15 protein-coding genes are annotated in these 17,273 nt (G+C 47.1%); 2 read left to right on the top strand and 13 right to left on the bottom strand.

The features are described 5' to 3' along the window. Positions 1-29: 29 nt before the first annotated feature. The 4 genes from VSQ61_RS11790 to VSQ61_RS11775 form a co-directional block, all read right to left on the bottom strand. Entirely contained in the window at positions 30-1,043 is a 1,014-nt protein-coding gene (locus VSQ61_RS11790; protein WP_334344621.1) for a YdcF family protein, read from the bottom strand. Between the two features lie 179 nt (positions 1,044-1,222). Beyond that, positions 1,223-1,660, bottom strand: coding sequence for a hypothetical protein (locus tag VSQ61_RS11785; protein ID WP_334344620.1), 438 nt, complete (start codon positions 1,658-1,660; stop codon positions 1,223-1,225). Positions 1,661-2,297: 637 nt separating this feature from the next. Then, positions 2,298-2,879, bottom strand: coding sequence for an RNA 2'-phosphotransferase (locus tag VSQ61_RS11780; protein WP_334344619.1), 582 nt, complete (start codon positions 2,877-2,879; stop codon positions 2,298-2,300). A gap of 56 nt (positions 2,880-2,935) precedes the next feature. Beyond that, entirely contained in the window at positions 2,936-3,241 is a 306-nt protein-coding gene (locus VSQ61_RS11775; protein ID WP_334344618.1) for a hypothetical protein, read from the bottom strand. A gap of 266 nt (positions 3,242-3,507) precedes the next feature. Here VSQ61_RS11775 and VSQ61_RS11770 point away from each other — a divergent pair, with 266 nt between their 5' ends. Both VSQ61_RS11770 and purF read left to right on the top strand, forming a co-directional pair. Next, positions 3,508-5,607: a glutamine synthetase III family protein gene (locus VSQ61_RS11770; protein ID WP_334344617.1), complete on the top strand. Its 2,100-nt coding sequence runs from the start codon at positions 3,508-3,510 to the stop codon at positions 5,605-5,607. Between the two features lie 114 nt (positions 5,608-5,721). Further along, positions 5,722-7,137 carry an amidophosphoribosyltransferase gene (gene purF / locus VSQ61_RS11765; RefSeq protein WP_334344616.1) on the top strand — a complete coding sequence of 472 codons (1,416 nt, stop codon included), beginning with the start codon at positions 5,722-5,724 and terminating at the stop codon, positions 7,135-7,137. Positions 7,138-7,228: 91 nt separating this feature from the next. Here purF and deoC read toward each other — a convergent pair whose 3' ends face one another. From deoC to VSQ61_RS11720, 9 genes are all read right to left on the bottom strand, one after another. Next, positions 7,229-7,894 carry a deoxyribose-phosphate aldolase gene (gene deoC / locus VSQ61_RS11760; protein ID WP_334344615.1) on the bottom strand — a complete coding sequence of 222 codons (666 nt, stop codon included), beginning with the start codon at positions 7,892-7,894 and terminating at the stop codon, positions 7,229-7,231. Between the two features lie 191 nt (positions 7,895-8,085). Then, the gene (gene deoD / locus VSQ61_RS11755) at positions 8,086-8,796 is read right to left on the bottom strand and encodes a purine-nucleoside phosphorylase (RefSeq protein ID WP_334344614.1); all 711 of its coding nucleotides are present in this window, start codon (positions 8,794-8,796) and stop codon (positions 8,086-8,088) included. A gap of 14 nt (positions 8,797-8,810) precedes the next feature. Continuing rightward, on the bottom strand, positions 8,811-9,650 hold the full coding sequence (locus tag VSQ61_RS11750) for a YjjW family glycine radical enzyme activase (RefSeq protein ID WP_334344613.1): 840 nt from the start codon (positions 9,648-9,650) through the stop codon (positions 8,811-8,813). Between the two features lie 104 nt (positions 9,651-9,754). Next, complete coding sequence (locus tag VSQ61_RS11745) at positions 9,755-10,990, bottom strand: phosphopentomutase (protein WP_502877034.1); 1,236 nt, start codon at positions 10,988-10,990, stop codon at positions 9,755-9,757. Positions 10,991-11,001: 11 nt separating this feature from the next. Further along, positions 11,002-11,787, bottom strand: a complete 786-nt coding sequence (gene udp / locus VSQ61_RS11740; protein WP_502877033.1) for a uridine phosphorylase — start codon at positions 11,785-11,787, stop codon at positions 11,002-11,004. Between the two features lie 65 nt (positions 11,788-11,852). Continuing rightward, positions 11,853-13,397, bottom strand: coding sequence for a YjjI family glycine radical enzyme (locus tag VSQ61_RS11735; protein WP_334344611.1), 1,545 nt, complete (start codon positions 13,395-13,397; stop codon positions 11,853-11,855). A gap of 195 nt (positions 13,398-13,592) precedes the next feature. Next, on the bottom strand, positions 13,593-14,528 hold the full coding sequence (locus VSQ61_RS11730; protein WP_334344610.1) for an ABC transporter permease: 936 nt from the start codon (positions 14,526-14,528) through the stop codon (positions 13,593-13,595). A 1-nt stretch (position 14,529) separates the two neighbouring features. Beyond that, the gene (locus VSQ61_RS11725; RefSeq protein WP_334344609.1) at positions 14,530-15,597 is read right to left on the bottom strand and encodes an ABC transporter permease; all 1,068 of its coding nucleotides are present in this window, start codon (positions 15,595-15,597) and stop codon (positions 14,530-14,532) included. Next, positions 15,590-17,116, bottom strand: coding sequence for an ABC transporter ATP-binding protein (locus tag VSQ61_RS11720; protein ID WP_334344663.1), 1,527 nt, complete (start codon positions 17,114-17,116; stop codon positions 15,590-15,592). Before VSQ61_RS11720 ends, VSQ61_RS11725 begins: the two co-directional genes overlap by 8 nt. Positions 17,117-17,273: the final 157 nt, after the last annotated feature.

Genomic DNA, 17,273 nt, shown 5'->3' with positions numbered 1-17,273 from the left:
CGCAAATGCTGATAAGCAGCTGACATTTTTTATGTGAACATCAGCACACACCACGCCAGCGCAGCCATGACAATCGCATGTCTTTTCCATGTAAGGCTTAAATACCCCACAAACTCACGAATCCATGCATTTAGCGTAAAATACCATTTCGTCTTAGCTCCAAAGCCCACACATTTCATTCCCTGCTTTCTGGCAAGGATCAAAGCACGGAACACATGGTATGCCGTAGTGACAATCGCTATTTTCGGCTTCTCTTTCTCCATGAGTCTTTTTGAAAATAAAAGGTTCTCCTCTGTTGATACGGATTCCCGTTCGATTATCATTCTATCCTTGTCCACGCCTTTTTGGACTGCATAGACTGCCATGGCCTCACTCTCCGGTATCTCCTCTCCCGGTCCCTGTCCGCCGGAGAGGATCATCCGGGCATTGGGATTGTACCGCAAAAGCCTTATGCCCTTGTCTATCCGGGCCGCAAGCAGAGGCGTTACTTTCTTCCCTCTGATTCCGCATCCAAGGACAACAATATAATCCAACCGTCTCCTCCTTTTCAGATGAATCAGGTTCAAAATGGCGGAAAGGGCATACATGGCCATTAATGCCAAGAGATACAGCACGAAAAGCGTGACTGCCATATAGATCCTTGTGCTGAAAGCGTCTTTCCTCATGGTCCCCACCATCGGCCATACAAACAGGTAAGCACAGAGCAGGATAGAAAACAGCAGAGATAAAAGATTGGACGGTTTCTTTCCCTCATGGCGGATAATTTTAAGTCCCTCCACAAAAAACAGGATCATAAGAAGCACCGGAAAAACCAGAATAAAAAGAGATGCCGAAATGAACAAAGCAGCCATCAGGGTAAGAACCGCCTTATGCTCTGCCAGCCAGTCTGCGTATTGCGAGAAAAAGAAAAGCACAAAAAGCGCCAGCCACATGAGCATCAGGAAAAAGGAAATGCCGCTCCACAGGGTCCTTGGCTCACGCAGCATAATTCCTGCAAAAATACAGAATGACAGTATAAATATTAAAAATGTCAGTTGCCACATAATCGCTCCTTTTATCATATGCAGCTTTTGGGGTAAATGAAAAAAGGTGTAAAGCCCTTATCATTCGTCAAAAGACTTTACACTCTATTTTACTTGGAAATTTCTCTATTTCACTCAAGAATTCCTTATATTGTCATCTAAAAATCGCTGCAATTATGTATAAATATTCAATACATTACCTATTCGATTCGAATATCTACAGGCTTTCCAACCATTCTTTCCTTAAATAGCGCTTCTACGGCAGAATCCAGATCATCAAAGCAGCTATCAAATTCATTGCACTGAATTCCATCCTCCATATCATAGAAATAATAGGTCTGTTCCGTATCTGTATCTACTGCCAAAATAATGCTGTCAAATCCTCTTTCTTTTGCATCATCATAAGCTGGCTTGACTTCCTTGGTAAAATCAGCCGCTCCATACTCAGGCGGAATTTCTACATCTCTGCTGGAAGAAATTTCGATTGCACAGATGATCTGTTCCCCCTCTTTTCTTCTTTTGACCGCATCTTCCTGAAGTCCCGCTTCATTATCCCACCAGCAATAAGATACCTTTCCATCTGCGTCTTCTGTCAGCAGCAGAAAGGGACTCTCAGGTTTTGTAAATTCATTTTCCATACAATACCTCCACTTAAAGCTTAAATTTCAAACCTTTTATCCATCATGTACGGTTTTCGTAAATACCATATCATTACTTTTTTGTATAAAAGTGGTCTTTCTCTAAGTATAATATAACACTTTCGCAGAAAAAAGCAACTAAAGTTGCTTCTTTTTGTATATGATTCTTTCATTGCTTATCTCTATTTATCTTAGCCAAACTGCCATCCTGTCTGATAATATTGTGCTAAAAAAGATGTTTTAATATTTCATCACTCATAATCTTAAATCAATGTTTTCGGAACGGTTGATACTTTTTAACAAGCTGCTGCATGCGGCTTCTACATTTTTAATATAATCTCTCAGTATAGGTTCTATGTTTTCCATACTATAAATAATCCCTTATATTTTTCCTATGTGATAAAATCTAATCACATCAGGTATTCAGGTTTACAGGCTGCTCAAATTCATAAATCCCTTGCAATTCCTCGTCTGTCCATTTAGTTATAGCTCTCGCTTTTTGTAATAATTTAAGATACTCACTCAAAATTCCTATAACTTGATGAAGCTCTCCATTCCTCCAAAGTATAATACTCCATTTCAACAATATCCATCCATAAAATATCATTTATGTCTTCACTCACGGCAAACCATAAATTTATGGCTCCGCCTTTGGTTCCTCCGGTTCCAGTGCCCGTTCCAAATATTTTACCGGAACTTTCTCCACCAGCCACACCCCGTTTTCTGACAGATAAAACGTATATCCCTCTTTCATCATTCTTTTGGCATCAACCTTAAGCACTGCGGGAACCCCATGCCGCATGCCTACCTTCACTGCGGTACCGTAGTCTTTTGACAAATGAACATACAGTCTGCTCCCCGCCCTCAGTCCCTCCTTTGCATTCAAAATACTTCCCAAAAATCGTGTCGCCGTACCATGATACAGGACGTCTGGAGGTACGGCCTGCTTTAACTCCACATCAACCTGAATGCTGTGGCCCTGGTTGGCTCTGATTTTTGTACCGTCCTCATTAAAGCTGAACCGCTTCTTATCATTGGTGCGGACAATCTCCTTTAACGTCTCTAAATCCAGTGCTCTTCCTGTTTCATTAACCCCCTGAATCAATTCCTTTACATCCGCCCAGCCATGATCGTCCAGGCTGATCCCTGCCGCATCCGGATTGTGACGCAGGACAAGGCTAATGAATTTGCTTATTTTTTTATAATGATCGTTTCCCATATTTACTCTATATCCTTTCTTTTTTCTTTACAATTGTTTGCTATACCAGCAACATTTTACATCATCTTACTTCCACTCTTTTCCACTTCATAAGAAATGATTTTAAACAAGTCGGATACTCTGTCCAAATCAAGAATATTTATAATTCTTTTATCCTTTACAATTTCCTTTAACGCCCTATAATCATCTTCCAAAGAGCCAACGCACAAAGAACTGGGTTTCTTTTGAAAATCAAGTGCCTGCTCCATATCTACATACCAAAAATAATCCTGTTCTGTTTCAAGGTAATTTCCGTTATTTTCAATAAATTTGTCACATACACAATTGACAATATCTTTAATTTCTAAAATATTTATTTTCAAGCAAATGTCCCCCCTATTTGTAATCGTTCCCTTTCTTTAAAACATTATATTATTCACAAATTATCTCGTCAATACAAGGTATATTCACCGCAAAGCAAAGAGCATTTAAAATCAAATTCAAAAAAATTTTTTCAAATTTCCTCTTGACATTCTAAAATTTTAGAGTATACTACATTTCGTAAGCAACGGAGCTTTGGGCATCTGCCCGAGGCTCCTTTTTTGATCCGGGATTGTTTCAGAATCCCAAAGGAGAGGAGAAGAAAATTATGAACAAAGAAATCCCCGAATTATACGGAAGTATGATATTTGGCGACAAGGTCATGCGCAGCAAGCTGCCAAAGGATATGTACAAGGCCCTGCGGAAAACCATTGAGAACGGCACCCATCTGGAGCTGGACGTGGCAAACTCCGTAGCCGTAGCCATGAAAGAATGGGCCGTAGAAAATGGCGCCACCCACTACACCCACTGGTTCCAGCCCATGACCGGCTTCACGGCGGAAAAGCATGACAGCTTCATCGCTCCTGCCGGAGAGGGGGAGGTTATTATGGACTTCTCCGGAAAAGAGCTGGTAAAGGGCGAGCCTGACGCTTCAAGCTTCCCCTCCGGAGGCCTGCGTGCCACCTTTGAAGCCAGAGGCTACACCGCCTGGGACCCGACTTCTCCGGCATTTATCAAGGATAAGACCCTATACATCCCCACAGCCTTCTGCTCCTACAGCGGAGAAGCTCTGGATAAGAAGACGCCCCTGCTTCGCTCCATGGAAGCTTTAAGCAAAGAAGCCGTAAAGGTACTGCATCTTCTTGGAAATGATACTGTCACAAGGGTTTCCACCACCATCGGGCCGGAACAGGAATACTTTCTGGTAGACAAGGATCTGTACAAAAAGAGAAAAGACCTGATTTTCTGCGGAAGAACCCTCTTCGGCGCTCCGGCTCCCAAGGGCCAGGAGATGGAGGACCACTACTTCGGCGCTTTAAAGCCAAAGGTATCCGCTTACATGCACGATCTGGATGTGGAGCTGTGGAAGCTTGGAATTCCGGCAAAAACCAAGCACAACGAGGTAGCTCCCGCCCAGCACGAGCTTGCCCCTGTCTTTGACACCGCAAATGTGGCCGTAGACCACAACCAGCTTACCATGGAAATTATGAAAAAGGTAGCCGAAAAGCACAACATGGTCTGCCTCCTTCACGAAAAGCCTTTCCAGGGAATCAACGGAAGCGGCAAGCACAACAACTGGTCTCTGGTCACCAACGAGGGCGTAAATCTTCTGAATCCCGGACGGACGCCTGCCAAGAACCTGCCTTTCCTGGTATTCTTGATGGCAGTTATCAAGGCTGTTGACGACTATGCGGACCTGATGCGTATCTCCGCCGCCAGCGCAGGAAACGATCACCGTCTGGGAGGCAACGAAGCGCCCCCGGCCATCGTATCCATTTTCCTTGGAGATGAGCTTACTGCCGTTTTAAAATCCATTGAGAATGATTCCCATATGGGGAAACAGGAAGCCGTCCAAATCGATATCGGCGCCCATGTGCTGCCCCATTTTGTAAAGGATAATACCGACCGGAATCGTACATCGCCTTTTGCCTTTACCGGAAATAAATTCGAATTCCGTATGCTGGGTTCCTCCGCTTCCGTAGCAACGCCCAACATTGTACTGAACACTGCCGTTGCCGAGGCTCTGTCCCAGTTCTACAAGGAGCTTGAGGGCACAAAGCCGGAAGACATGGAGCAGGCTGTTCATGCACTTTTGAAAAATGCTATTGAGAAGCATAAGAAGATCATTTTCAACGGAAACGGCTATTCAGAAGAATGGGTGGAGGAAGCCAAAAAGCGGGGCCTTTACAATCTGGTATCCACACCGGACTGCCTGCCCCGGTTTATTGCGGATAAAAATGTGGAGCTATTTACCAGACATCACATTTTTACAAAGGAAGAAATCTTCTCCCGCTATGAGATTCTGTTGGAGAACTATACAAAGACCGTACTGATTGAGGCCCGTACCTTAGATGAGATGCTGACCAAGGATTTCCTGCCGGCAGTCAATGCCTATGCAGGAGAGACCGCCAAAAATGCCGCTTCCAAAAAGGCATTTATGCCCGGACTTTCCATGGATTCCGAGGAAGCCCTTGTATCCGGCCTTACAAAGACCTATGCTGCTCTCACAGATGGGCTTAAGGAGCTGAAGGCTCTGATTGAAAAGGCCGTATCCACAGGGGATACCTTAAAAGCTGCTCAGATCTGTCATCTGGAGCTGCTTGGAAAAATGGATGAGCTGGCAGAAGCTGCAAATAAGGCGGAAGCCCTGATTCCGGATACGATGCTTCCCTATCCTACTTACGATCAGCTTCTATTCTCTCTGTAACACAATATATAAATTGAAAAACCTCCTACTTTTATTCTCAAGTGAACGTGCTTATGCATGTTCACTTGAGGTATTCAGAAAGGAAATATAACATTGTTCATAACGAGGATTCATATGAAAGAACATTTTTGTGAAACAACAAACCATATGGAAGAACCACGCATCAAGGAAGCATGCGGCGTGTTTGGAATCTACAATCCGGACGGAACGGATGCGGCCGGCTCCATTTACTATGGCCTTGCCTCCCTCCAGCACCGGGGGCAGGAATCCTGCGGTATCGCTGTCTGTGACACAGACGGCCCCATGGGTAATATGAACGTCCACAAGGGCATGGGCCTTGTCCATGAGGTATTTTCCGACACCCGGTTAAACGAATTAAAAGGAAATCTGGGGGTAGGACATGTCCGCTACTCCACTACAGGCGCTTCGGATCTGAACAATGCCCAGCCCCTTGTACTAAATTATATCAAAGGTACCCTCGCTCTGGCCCACAACGGAAATCTGGTGAATACGAAAGAGCTTCGGGAAGAGCTTGTCCGCACAGGCGCCATTTTCCAAACTACTACGGACTCCGAAGTGATTGCCTATCACATCGCCCGTGCAAGAGTACATACAAAATCCGTGGAGGAAGCGCTCCAAAAGACCGCCTCCAAAATCAGGGGTGCCTATGGTCTCGTCATTGCCAGTCCCAGAAAGCTTATCGGCGTCCGGGATCCCTTTGGCCTAAAACCCCTCTGTCTGGGAAAGCGGGGAGATTCTTATATGATTGCTTCAGAAAGCTGCGCACTGAGCGCCGTGGGAGCCCGGTTTGTTCGAGATATACTCCCTGGAGAGATCTTAACCATCTCCCGTACAGGCATTGCCTCCAATCTGGAATTATGCCAGAAGAAACAGGCTCATTGTATCTTCGAATATATCTACTTTGCCCGTCTTGACAGTACTCTTGACAAGATCTCCGTCTACGAATCCCGGTTAAAAGCCGGTGCTGCTTTAGCCAAAGCATATCCGGCAGATGCCGACCTTGTAACCGGTGTTCCCGACTCCGGAATCGCTGCCGCCCAGGGCTTTGCGAAAGCTTCCGGCATTCCCTTTGGTCTGGCCTTTCACAAAAACAGCTATGTAGGCAGAACTTTCATCAAGCCCACCCAAAAAGAACGGGAATCCAGCGTGCGCCTGAAGCTGAGCGTCCTGGAAGCTGCCGTAAAAGGAAAAAATCTGGTTCTGGTCGATGACTCCATAGTCCGGGGCACCACCATCGCCAACCTAATCCGCCTCTTAAAGCAGGCTGGGGCAGGCAAGGTACATGTAAGAATCAGCTCTCCGCCCTTTCTCTATCCCTGCTACTTTGGTACGGATGTTCCCTCCAACCAGCAGCTTTTGGCTGCCTCCCATTCCGTTGAGGAAATCCGCCGGATGATCGGCGCTGATTCCCTTGGGTACATGCGTGTGGAGGATCTGGATGCAGCCGTGGATGGGCTGCCCTTGTGCAAGGCTTGCTTTGACAGTTGTTATCCTATGGAAATCCCTTAGTAATTATATAGTACTTCTCTAACCTTTATAAATTGAGCATACCAAGTATTTCTACTTGATATGCTCTGGAAAAGTCTGTTTCTTATCTTACTTAATACCCCGTAGCCTGCTCGTTTTTTACGATCTTTACGATCCGGCTCGTCCCCAGACGATCCGCCCCAAGCTCAAGAAACTTTTCCGCATCCTCCATAGAGGAAATGCCTCCGGCCGCTTTCATCCGCACACCGGAACCGATATGCTCAGAAAACAGCTCAATATCCTCAAAGGCAGCCCCGGCCTTAGAAAAGCCTGTAGACGTCTTGATAAAATCTGCTCCTGCCTTTGTTACCGCATGGCAGAGCTCAATCTTCTCATCCTCTGTCAAAAGGCAAGTCTCAATGATAACTTTCAAAATTTTCTCCCCGCAGGCTGCTTTTAAAGTGCGGATCTCTTCCTCTATGGCATCAAACTTTCCATCCTTTGCCCAGCCAATGTTGATCACCATATCAATCTCGTCCGCCCCGTTGGCCAGTGCATCCTTTGTCTCAAACTCCTTGGCCGCCGTGGTCATATATCCGTTGGGGAATCCAATCACCGTGCAGACTGCCATCTTGTCCCCCACATATTCCTTAGCCTGCTTCACATAGCTGGGGGGAATGCATACGGATGCCGTCCCATAAGCAATGGCATCATCGCAAATCTGCCGGATTTCCTCCCAGGTAGCCGTCTGTGTCAGCAGGGTATGATCCACGTGTCCTAATATTTTTTTTGTTTCCATTCTATCTGTTCTCCTATTCTTATTCCAGTTCCGTAACATCCTTTCAGTGCACCTTTACCTAAATCAATTCCCTGCCACAAGAGCATGTGTCTGTAAATTGATTTGCACACTGAAAAGATGTTACTGTTCCCAGTTCCGTAACATCCTTTCAGTTTAACCTAAGAGGTACTGTTTATAATTCTAATTTCCTTTTACGCCAGTTCCAACGCAATCTCCATCATCTTTCCGAATCCAACCTGCCGATCCTCAGCGCTCAATGCCTCTCCCGTATAAATATGATCGGAAATAGTCAGCAGGCAGAGGGCTTTCTTCCCGGCCTTGGCCGCATTCATATAAAGTGCTGCCGCTTCCATCTCCACCGCCAGCACTCCCATGCTTTTCCACAGGTCATTGACATCGCTTTTCGCATTGTAAAATACATCCGAGGACAATACATTTCCCACAACCACATTGGTCCCCTGCTTTTTTGCAATCTCAACGGCCCGGCTTAACAGCCCGTAATCCGCAGTAGGTGCAAAGGTTCCCGGAAGTCCGAACTGATAAGCATAATTGGAATCCGTGCAGGCCCCCATGCCGATAACTACATCCATAACCTTAACGCAATCCTGCAGTCCTCCCGCGGATCCGATGCGGATAATATTGTCCACATCATAAAAATTATAAAGCTCATAAGAATAAATTCCAATAGAGGGCATTCCCATACCGGCTCCCATTACTGAAATTTCCTTTCCATGATAGGTTCCCGTAAAGCCCAGCATATTCCGCACGCCGTTTACCTGTCTGGGATTCTCAAGATACGTCTCGGCAATATATTTTGCCCGCAAGGGATCTCCCGGCATCAGAACTGTTTTGGCGAAATCGCCCATTTTTCCGCTATTGTGTGGTGTTGGTACATTAGACATACGCTTTTCTCCTTTCAAATAAGAATAATCTCACGGAAACCATATTCCCGCAGAATATCCGCCAATTTGTTTAAGTAATCCTGACTGGGCACCTGATAATTGGCAAATTCTCTCCTGACCCCCATTGGCCGGTAGGCAATCACTTTTATCCGAAACTCCTGAACTGCCAGATAAGGTGCCAGAAACTCACCCATTTTACGGATACTGTTCTCCGTGTCATAGAGCCCCGGAACGATCACGGCCCGCACCTCATAAAGCTTCTTATGCTCCGCCAGCCAGACCGCATTTTCAAGAACCGTCTCATTGCCTGTCCCTGTTACGTTCTTATGCTCTTCACAGTCAAAGGCTTTGATATCCAGCATGACGCCGTCCGTAACCTCCACAAGCTTAGGATACTCCTGAAAAGGAATGGTCCCATTGCTGTCAATTAAGGTACTAAGCCCCTCCTCCTTTGCCAGTGAAAACAACTCCGTAAGAAATTCCGGCTGCAGCATGCACTCCCCTCCGGACACGGAAATTCCCCGGATATAGGGCATCTGCTTCCTTACCCGCTCAAATACTTCCTGGGGCGTCAGTTCTTCCGTTCTCGGAGAACTGTCATAAGGGCAGACATGGATACAGGTATCGCACTGGACGCATTTTGTCCCGTCAAAATGAACCCTTCCCGCCTCCAATGCCAATGCCCCTGCAGGGCAATTATCTGCACAGACGCCGCAGTTTTTGCACATGCCCCTTGTCTCCGGATTGTGGCAGTATTTGCAGTTGATATTGCAGCCCTGCAGAAAGATGGCTGTCCGGTTGCCGGGGCCGTCCACGCTGCTGAAAGGGATAATCCGATTTACGACTGCTTTCATCTGCCGTAGTCTCCTTTTCTAAATCCTGGTATACCTTTCGCCGGCTTCTCCTGTACAAAAGATGCACCGGAATATGGTTTTTCCACAAGCTCCCGAAATACCATTTATACAAGCTTCTTAAGAAGAGAGGTTCCAATGGTTCCATCTGGCATGGGAATACCGAAGTTATCCGTTATGGTTGTGCCAATCACGGCAAAGGTATCTGTCTCGGGTAACATTCCATGGCCTTTCATAGAGGGCGAGTAAGCCAAAAACGGCACCTTTTCCCTTGTGTGATCCGTTCCGGTATACGTAGGATCATTTCCATGGTCTGCTGTAATAATCAAAAGATCGTCCTCTTTCAGAAGCTCCATAAGCACGCCGAGATTCTTATCAAACTTTTCAATCTCCTGGGCATAGCCCGCGGGATTCCGCCTATGGCCCCACAGAGCATCAAAATCCACCAGATTCACAAAGCACAGACCATGAAAATCCTCCTTTGCAATCTCAATGGTCTGTTCCATGCCATGCACGGAGCTTTGGGACTTCAAAGCCCGGGTGATGCCCTCCCCGTCAAAGATATCCTTGATCTTACCAACGGAAATCACATCCAGACCATTATCTTTCAAAGCATCCAAAGCCGTTTTCCCAAAAGGCTTTAAGGCATAGTCATGACGGTTGCTGGTCCGCTTAAACTCCCCACGTTTCTTCCCCACATAGGGCCTTGCGATTACCCGGCCAACTTTCCACTCGTCTTTCATAGTGATTTCCCTTGCAATCTCGCAGCAGCGGTAAAGCTCCTTTAAATCAAAGGTCTCTTCATTTCCGCAGATCTGCAGCACCGAGTCGGCGGAAGTATAGACAATCATATGGCCTGTGGCAATCTCTTCCTCTGCAAGCTCCTCCAGAATCTCCGTTCCGCTGGCGCTCTTGTTGCCGATCACCTTATGGCCCGTCCGTTCCTCCAGCTCCCGAATCAGCTCCGGCGGAAATCCTGTGTCCGTAAAGGTCTTCATGGGCTGCTTCCCCTCAAGACCCATAATCTCCCAGTGTCCGGTCATGGTATCCTTGCTGCGGCTTTTTTCATTCATCTTTGTGTAATAAGCCAAGGGAGCTTCTACCGGTTCCACCTGTTTTAAGGTGCATAAATTAGCCAGTCCAAGGCGTTTCAGATTGGGGATCTCAAAGGAATCCACAGAGGCTGAAATATGCTCTAAGGTATTCACTCCCACATCCCCGTATTCTTTGGAATCCGTCATTTCTCCAACGCCCAGAGAATCTACCACTACTACAAACACACGTTTATATTTCCCCAAAACGCATTTTCTCCTTTCCTTAATTTGCACATGTTTCTTGTGCATAAAGGGATACCCTATTTCTTTGAGGCCGCTACATCTTCCTTAATTAGCTTGCGAAGTGCCGCTACCGCTGTCCGGATTGCCATATCCGTATCATGAACCACCGGATTCTCAAGCCCCTCCTTTTCCCTCTCCTGATTGGCAACTACCAGAAATACGGAGCCTACACGTACATGCAGAGCGCTTGCTGCCACGAACAGCGCCGCAGACTCCATCTCAGAAGCAAGGCAGCCAAGACGCTTCCACGCCTCCCACTTATTCAAAAGCTCATAGCTTACAGGCTTTGTCTCCGGTGAGTGCTGTCCGTAAAAGGAATCCTTGCACTGGACAACTCCCGCATGATAATCCTTTTCCATCTCCTTGGCAGATGCAATCAGAGCATTGACAATGCCGATATCCGCCACAGCCGGAAACTCAATGGGCGCATACTCTCTGCTGGTTCCCTCCATGCGGATAGCTCCGGTGGCAATCACCAGATCACCGCTCTTTACATCCAGCTGCATACCTCCGCAGGTTCCCACACGGATAAAGGTGTCTGCTCCTGCATTTACCAGCTCTTCCATGGCAATGGATGCGGAGGGGCCGCCGATTCCGGTAGAGGTTACACTTACCTTAACTCCATCCAAATATCCTGTATAAGTGACGTATTCCCGGCTGTCCGCCATAAGAACCGCATCGTCAAAATAGGCGGCAATCTTTGCGCAACGCTTGGGATCTCCCGGAAGAATCACATATTTCCCCACGTCCCCCTGACCTGCCTGAATATGATATTGTTTGCTGGCATCTTCCGAATAATTCATAATCTGTTCCTCCTATTAAAATCACTGCATGATGGCACTAAAGGGTAAAGTTACATAATTTCTCTCTATCGAATCTTTCGCTCCAAAATATGCCCGTTCTTAGAAGCTCCCAAGCCCAGCCCTGTGGTATTCTGAAGCACAGCAAGGCCGCTGTCCAGCTTCTCCATCTCGGAACGTTTTACCAGATACCCCGTAACACGGATCACATCACTGTCGCTGGAATAGAAAGACAGATACCTCAAATCCTGCCGGAAAGCGCCCTTAATAATATCAAGAACAAATTCCGGATTCCTGTGTACCGTCAGATCAATGGGGAAAATATCTCCCGTTCCGGATGGGAAATACTTATGAAACCGATTGATAACCTGAAGATGCTCAATCAACTCCTGGGGCTCTTCCCCAATGGGAATCCGTGTTCCCGGAGTCACATGCTGATCCTCCGCAAGCCCCACCTGTGCATGAAGCAGATAATGTCCTCCGGTTACCTCGCAGTAAGGAGCCTCATGCTGCTTATTAAAGGCATCGATCTGGTTCATAATCTCCACGCCAAGGTTATTGGCATACTCATCATGTCCGAACCTGCCCGTCTTACCCTCTTTCTCCAACAGAAGATTTACACACTCCGCAAGCCCCACAAGGCCATACATAGCCGTAAAGCGGTCTCTGCGGATAAAGCCCTCCTTTACCAGGAAATGATTCTCAAAGAAGCCGCTTTCCTCCACCTCGAAGCGGACTCTGGCATCCATATACCTTGCCATAATGTCCATCACATAGGGAAGCTCTCTCTCCTTAAAATCCTGAATATTTTTGGCTCTCTTAGCAATATTACCCAAAATCAGCCGGCAGAGGGTATAGGAGCCGCCGCCCAAAGGCAGTCCATTGTAGCAGCTTGCAATCACGTACTGCTCGGTAAGCTCGCTTTTAAACATCTTGTGATTGGCAAAGCTTGGCTTTGCACTGTGGAGGGCACAGTCAATGGCTTTCAGCATAAAGTCATCATCCGTGACTCCCTCCTCATACTTCAGGGTCAGATTGGGCACCGCATGCTCAAGCTCCGTCTCTGCCTCCAGAAGCAGCCGCCCTGCCTTGGTAGGCTTCGGGCCGATATTGGCATGGGAGAAAGAATCCAGAACCGTGCGATCCACATGAATCATAAACATACGAAGAAGCTTCTTTGCCTGTTCCTCATCCACGGTGTCAATAAAAGGCTCCAAAAGCTCATCCAGCTGCCCCACGTAAACGGGATAATTGGTAACGCTGGGCACATGCTTGTAGAAGATCAAAAGACCGTTCAGTGCCTCATAGAGATCTGCGGGGGCAGGAAGCTGCAGGAATTCACAGCCCTCTTTCATAAACTTGGCATAGTCCGGCGCAATATAGCGGGGGCGCACAGGCGCATGGCCCTCCGAAAGGTCGCAGATGCACTGCTTGTCAATTCCCACATTCAGAAGCTCATCCAGTCCCTCCGGCAGATCCAGAACCTCCATCAGAGAGTCTGCCTGGCCTGCAAGATTGGTCAGCTTCTGCTCATGAGTCAGGGTGGGACTCTCAATAATCTCCAGAATCCTTTTCCTGGTTTCATTTACACGTTCCATAGAAATATCTCTCATTATTCATCACTCCTATTCCAACTTTTTATCCTAGTTCCGCTTAAGCCCTGCCAGCACCCTTTATATAGATGGATGTTCGGCCGTTAAATACCGTCCGAATATCCATCTGGCACTGTCCAGGCTTTTACTGTTTTTTGTTCCGCACCCCCTGCAGATGCCCCCCTTAACAGAAGAATTCATTTCCCTTTTTATATTTTATTTCGACTTCACAAAGATCTTTCCATTTGCCGCCGGCGTATGAGCCTTTCCTACAAAGAGTACAAGTGCCAGAATGGTCACAATATACGGGATCATGGAGACCAGATTGGGGGAAATGGTATTGCTCTGTCCCGCCAGTGTCTTAATGCCGCTGCAAAGCCCGAACAGCAGGCAGGCTTTCATAGCGCCACCCGGAGAGAACTTTCCGAAAATAACCGCCGCAATAGCAATAAAGCCCTGTCCGACGATAACACTGGGCCGAAACTGGTTGATTGTAGCCAGCGTCACAAAGGCTCCGCCAAGTCCTGCCATAAAGCCGGAAAGAATCACACAGATATAGCGTACCTTGTACACGTCAATACCCAGGGATTCACATGCCTCCGGATGCTCGCCCACCGCCCTTAAATGTGTGCCGAACTTTGTCTTATAAAAGACAAACCAGCATACAAAGGCCACGATAAACACCAAATATGCCATAGAATAAACATTCAGCACATTACTCCAGAATGATCCGGTGGGAAATACTCCCTCAAAGAGCTTCGGCAGCTTGCAGCTTGTATCCATAGCCGGCGTATCCGAAGAATTATCAAACATTGCCTTACAGAGAAACACCGCAAGACCGGGTCCAAGGAAATTAATGGCCGTTCCGGCAATGGTCTGATCCGCATGGAAGGAAATACATGCCACCGCATGAATCACGCCAAATAAGGCCCCGGCCAGACCTGCACAGAAAAAGGCAATCCAGCCGTTTCCGGATACAAGTCCCATAACAGCCCCCGTAAAGGCCCCGATTGTCATCATCCCCTCAATTCCAATGTTTACAACACCGCTGCGTTCTGAGAAGCAGGAGCCCAGTGCTGCCAGCAAAAGAGGCGGCGTAGCGATCAGTGTTGCGTTGATAAGCAGACCAAGATTTTTAATTAAGACATCCATTCTACTTTCCCTCCTTTTTTATAAAGCGTGCAAACAACGTACGGAACACATGGGAAATGGCAATAAAGAGAATGACACATCCCATAATAATATTTACAACCTCAGAGGGCGCTTTCACCATACTGAGCTTTGATCCGCCGTACTTCATGGCTCCATAGAAAAGACCTGAGAAAATACATCCGATGGGACTGGATGAGCCGATAAGGGCTACCGTGATTCCCTCGAACCCGAAGCCCTCCTGACCTGCAAACTGGCTTAACCGTCCTGCCATTCCCAGAATCTGCACCGCACCCCCAAGTCCTGCCAGGGCACCGGAGATTCCAAGGGCTGTCAGTATGGAAGCGTCCGCATTGATTCCTCCATACAGGGCTCCGTTGCTGTTAAATCCTACGGCTTTTAATTTATAACCAAGCGTCGTCTTCTCAATGATAATCCAGATAATAATTGCCGCCGCAACAGCCAGAACAATGCCCCAGTTGGCGGAAGTACAGTCAAGGGCTTTTCGAAGCCCCTCCGGGAACAGGATTCTGGAAGAATCCAGAACATCCTTGGTGGCTTCGCCGCCGCCCTCCTTGTGAATCACCGACAGATTCACCACGTAATTGGAGAGATAGAAAGCAATCCAGTTAAACATAATAAAAGAAAGCACTTCATGGATTCCCCGTTTTACTTTTAAAATGCCTACGAACAAAGACCAGATACATCCTGCCGCCGCAGCCCCGATGATACACAGCGGCACATGAATCCATGCCGGAACGTCCACAAGAATTCCGATGCAGCAGGCAGTCAGAGCCCCCACTACAAACTGTCCCTCAGCTCCGATATTAAACACGCCCGTCCGGAAAGAAAAGGCTACGCTCAGTCCGGTAAAAATCAGAGGACTTGCATAGATCAAGGTCCACACCAGATACTTGGATTTTCCAAAAATACTGCTAAACAGCTTTCCATACGCCACAGCCGGGCTAATGCCTGCAATCATCAAAAAGATTGCTCCGATAATGAAACCTGCCAGAATGGCAATCAGAGTATAGAATACATTACTTTCCAAAATACTTTTCTTTTTATTCATGCTTCTTACCTCCTGCCATCATAAAGCCAAGCTCTTTCTCATCCGCATCTTTTCCGGCCACACTTCCCGTTATCTGTCCGTCAAAAATAACCTCAATCCGATCCGACAGGCTCATAATCTCATCCAGTTCAAAGGATACCAAAAGTACCGCTTTGTTCTTATTTCTCTGCTCAACAAGATATTTATGTACAAACTCAATAGCACCCACATCCAGACCACGGGTAGGATTTACCGCAATCAGAAGATCCTTATCGTTGGTTACCTCCCGGGCTATGATAACTTTCTGCTGATTTCCACCTGAAAGAGTTCCTGACGGAGCACCGGCACTGCCTCTGGGCCGGATATCAAACTTTTCCTCAAGCTCCAGTGCATGCTCACGAATGGCTTTCCGGTTCAGAATCCTCTTACTGGAAAATGGTTCTTCCTCAAAATGCTGAAGAATCAGATTGTCCTCATTGGAAAAATCCAGAATCAGTCCGTGCTTCTGGCGATCTGCCGGAATACTGGAGATTCCGCTTTCAAAAGTCTCTCTGGGAGATTTGTTAAATACATCCTTTCCGAGAATCCTTACCTCTCCGGCGTCTGCCCTGCGTAGTCCCGTCAGTACCTCCACAAGCTCCGTCTGACCGTTGCCGTCCACACCGGCAAGTCCTACAATCTCGCCTCTTCTTACATTCAGATTGAACCCTTTTAATATCTCCACATCCCGGTAATCCTTTGCATGGATATCCTTGACCTCAAGAACAATCTCACCGGGAATCATTTCTTTCTTTTCCACTGCAAAATTCACATCACGGCCTACCATCATAGCCGCCAGTTCATTTTCATTGACCTCGTCCACTTTTACGGTACGAATGTATTTTCCCTGGCGGATAATGGTACAGGTGTCCGCACAGGCCGTAATCTCTTTCAGCTTATGGGTAATGAGAATCACACTCTTTCCGTCTGCCGTAAGGTTCTCAATAATCTCCATAAGTCCCTCGATCTCCTGAGGTGTCAGGGAAGCCGTAGGCTCATCCAGAATCAGCGTGTCTGCTCCCCTGTAAAGCACTTTCAAAATTTCCACACGCTGCTGCATACCAACGGAAATGTCCTCCACTTTGGCATCCGGATCTACTTTCATCCCATAACGTTCTGATAATTCCACAACCTTTTCACGGGCCGTCTGGTGATCAACTACCAAACCCTTTACCGGTTCCACTCCAAGGATGATATTATCCGCAACCGTAAATGGCTGAATCAGCATAAAATGCTGATGAACCATGCCGATTCCCATATCAATGGCTTCCTTGGGGCTGGAAAACTGAACTTCTTTTTCATTGATAAAAATCTGTCCGCTGGTAGGCTTATACAGGCCGCAGAGCACGTTCATCATAGTGCTTTTGCCTGCACCGTTCTCCCCTAAAATGGCGTGGACCTCCCCTTTGTGCACCGTCAGGTTGATGTGGTCGTTGGCTGTAAAATCCCCAAATTTCTTTACAATGTCTTTCATTTGGATGACCGTTTTACTTTCATCCATGTGGCTCACTTTTCCCACTCCCCCTACCTCCTTTATCCCTTTTTTAAATTCTGCCGGAAAACCTTTCCCGCCTGCCGTGCCGGACACCCGCAAGCATCTGCAAGTATCTGTGCACCAAAAAGCAGAACGCCAGGACCGCTTTCATCCTGCAAACAAA

Origin of the sequence: Candidatus Merdisoma sp. JLR.KK006, assembly GCF_036941035.1 — a bacterium.
In the GTDB taxonomy this organism is placed as follows: Bacteria; Bacillota; Clostridia; order Lachnospirales; family Lachnospiraceae; genus Laedolimicola.
Note: the sequence above shows the minus strand (reverse complement) of the source record. Positions and strands in the feature narration are given on the sequence as shown.

What these genes read in the sequence shown, in the direction of transcription:
- VSQ61_RS11790 (WP_334344621.1), bottom strand. Translation starts at nt 1,043, where the DNA reads ATGTGGCAACTGACATTTTTAATATTTATACTGTCATTCTGTATTTTT.
- VSQ61_RS11785 (WP_334344620.1), bottom strand. Translation starts at nt 1,660, where the DNA reads ATGGAAAATGAATTTACAAAACCTGAGAGTCCCTTTCTGCTGCTGACA.
- VSQ61_RS11780 (WP_334344619.1), bottom strand. Translation starts at nt 2,879, where the DNA reads ATGGGAAACGATCATTATAAAAAAATAAGCAAATTCATTAGCCTTGTC.
- VSQ61_RS11770 (WP_334344617.1), top strand. Translation starts at nt 3,508, where the DNA reads ATGAACAAAGAAATCCCCGAATTATACGGAAGTATGATATTTGGCGAC.
- purF (WP_334344616.1), top strand. Translation starts at nt 5,722, where the DNA reads ATGAAAGAACATTTTTGTGAAACAACAAACCATATGGAAGAACCACGC.
- deoC (WP_334344615.1), bottom strand. Translation starts at nt 7,894, where the DNA reads ATGGAAACAAAAAAAATATTAGGACACGTGGATCATACCCTGCTGACA.
- deoD (WP_334344614.1), bottom strand. Translation starts at nt 8,796, where the DNA reads ATGTCTAATGTACCAACACCACACAATAGCGGAAAAATGGGCGATTTC.
- VSQ61_RS11750 (WP_334344613.1), bottom strand. Translation starts at nt 9,650, where the DNA reads ATGAAAGCAGTCGTAAATCGGATTATCCCTTTCAGCAGCGTGGACGGC.
- VSQ61_RS11745 (WP_502877034.1), bottom strand. Translation starts at nt 10,990, where the DNA reads ATGCACAAGAAACATGTGCAAATTAAGGAAAGGAGAAAATGCGTTTTG.
- udp (WP_502877033.1), bottom strand. Translation starts at nt 11,787, where the DNA reads ATGAATTATTCGGAAGATGCCAGCAAACAATATCATATTCAGGCAGGT.
- VSQ61_RS11735 (WP_334344611.1), bottom strand. Translation starts at nt 13,397, where the DNA reads ATGAGAGATATTTCTATGGAACGTGTAAATGAAACCAGGAAAAGGATT.
- VSQ61_RS11730 (WP_334344610.1), bottom strand. Translation starts at nt 14,528, where the DNA reads ATGGATGTCTTAATTAAAAATCTTGGTCTGCTTATCAACGCAACACTG.
- VSQ61_RS11725 (WP_334344609.1), bottom strand. Translation starts at nt 15,597, where the DNA reads ATGAATAAAAAGAAAAGTATTTTGGAAAGTAATGTATTCTATACTCTG.
- VSQ61_RS11720 (WP_334344663.1), bottom strand. Translation starts at nt 17,116, where the DNA reads ATGGATGAAAGTAAAACGGTCATCCAAATGAAAGACATTGTAAAGAAA.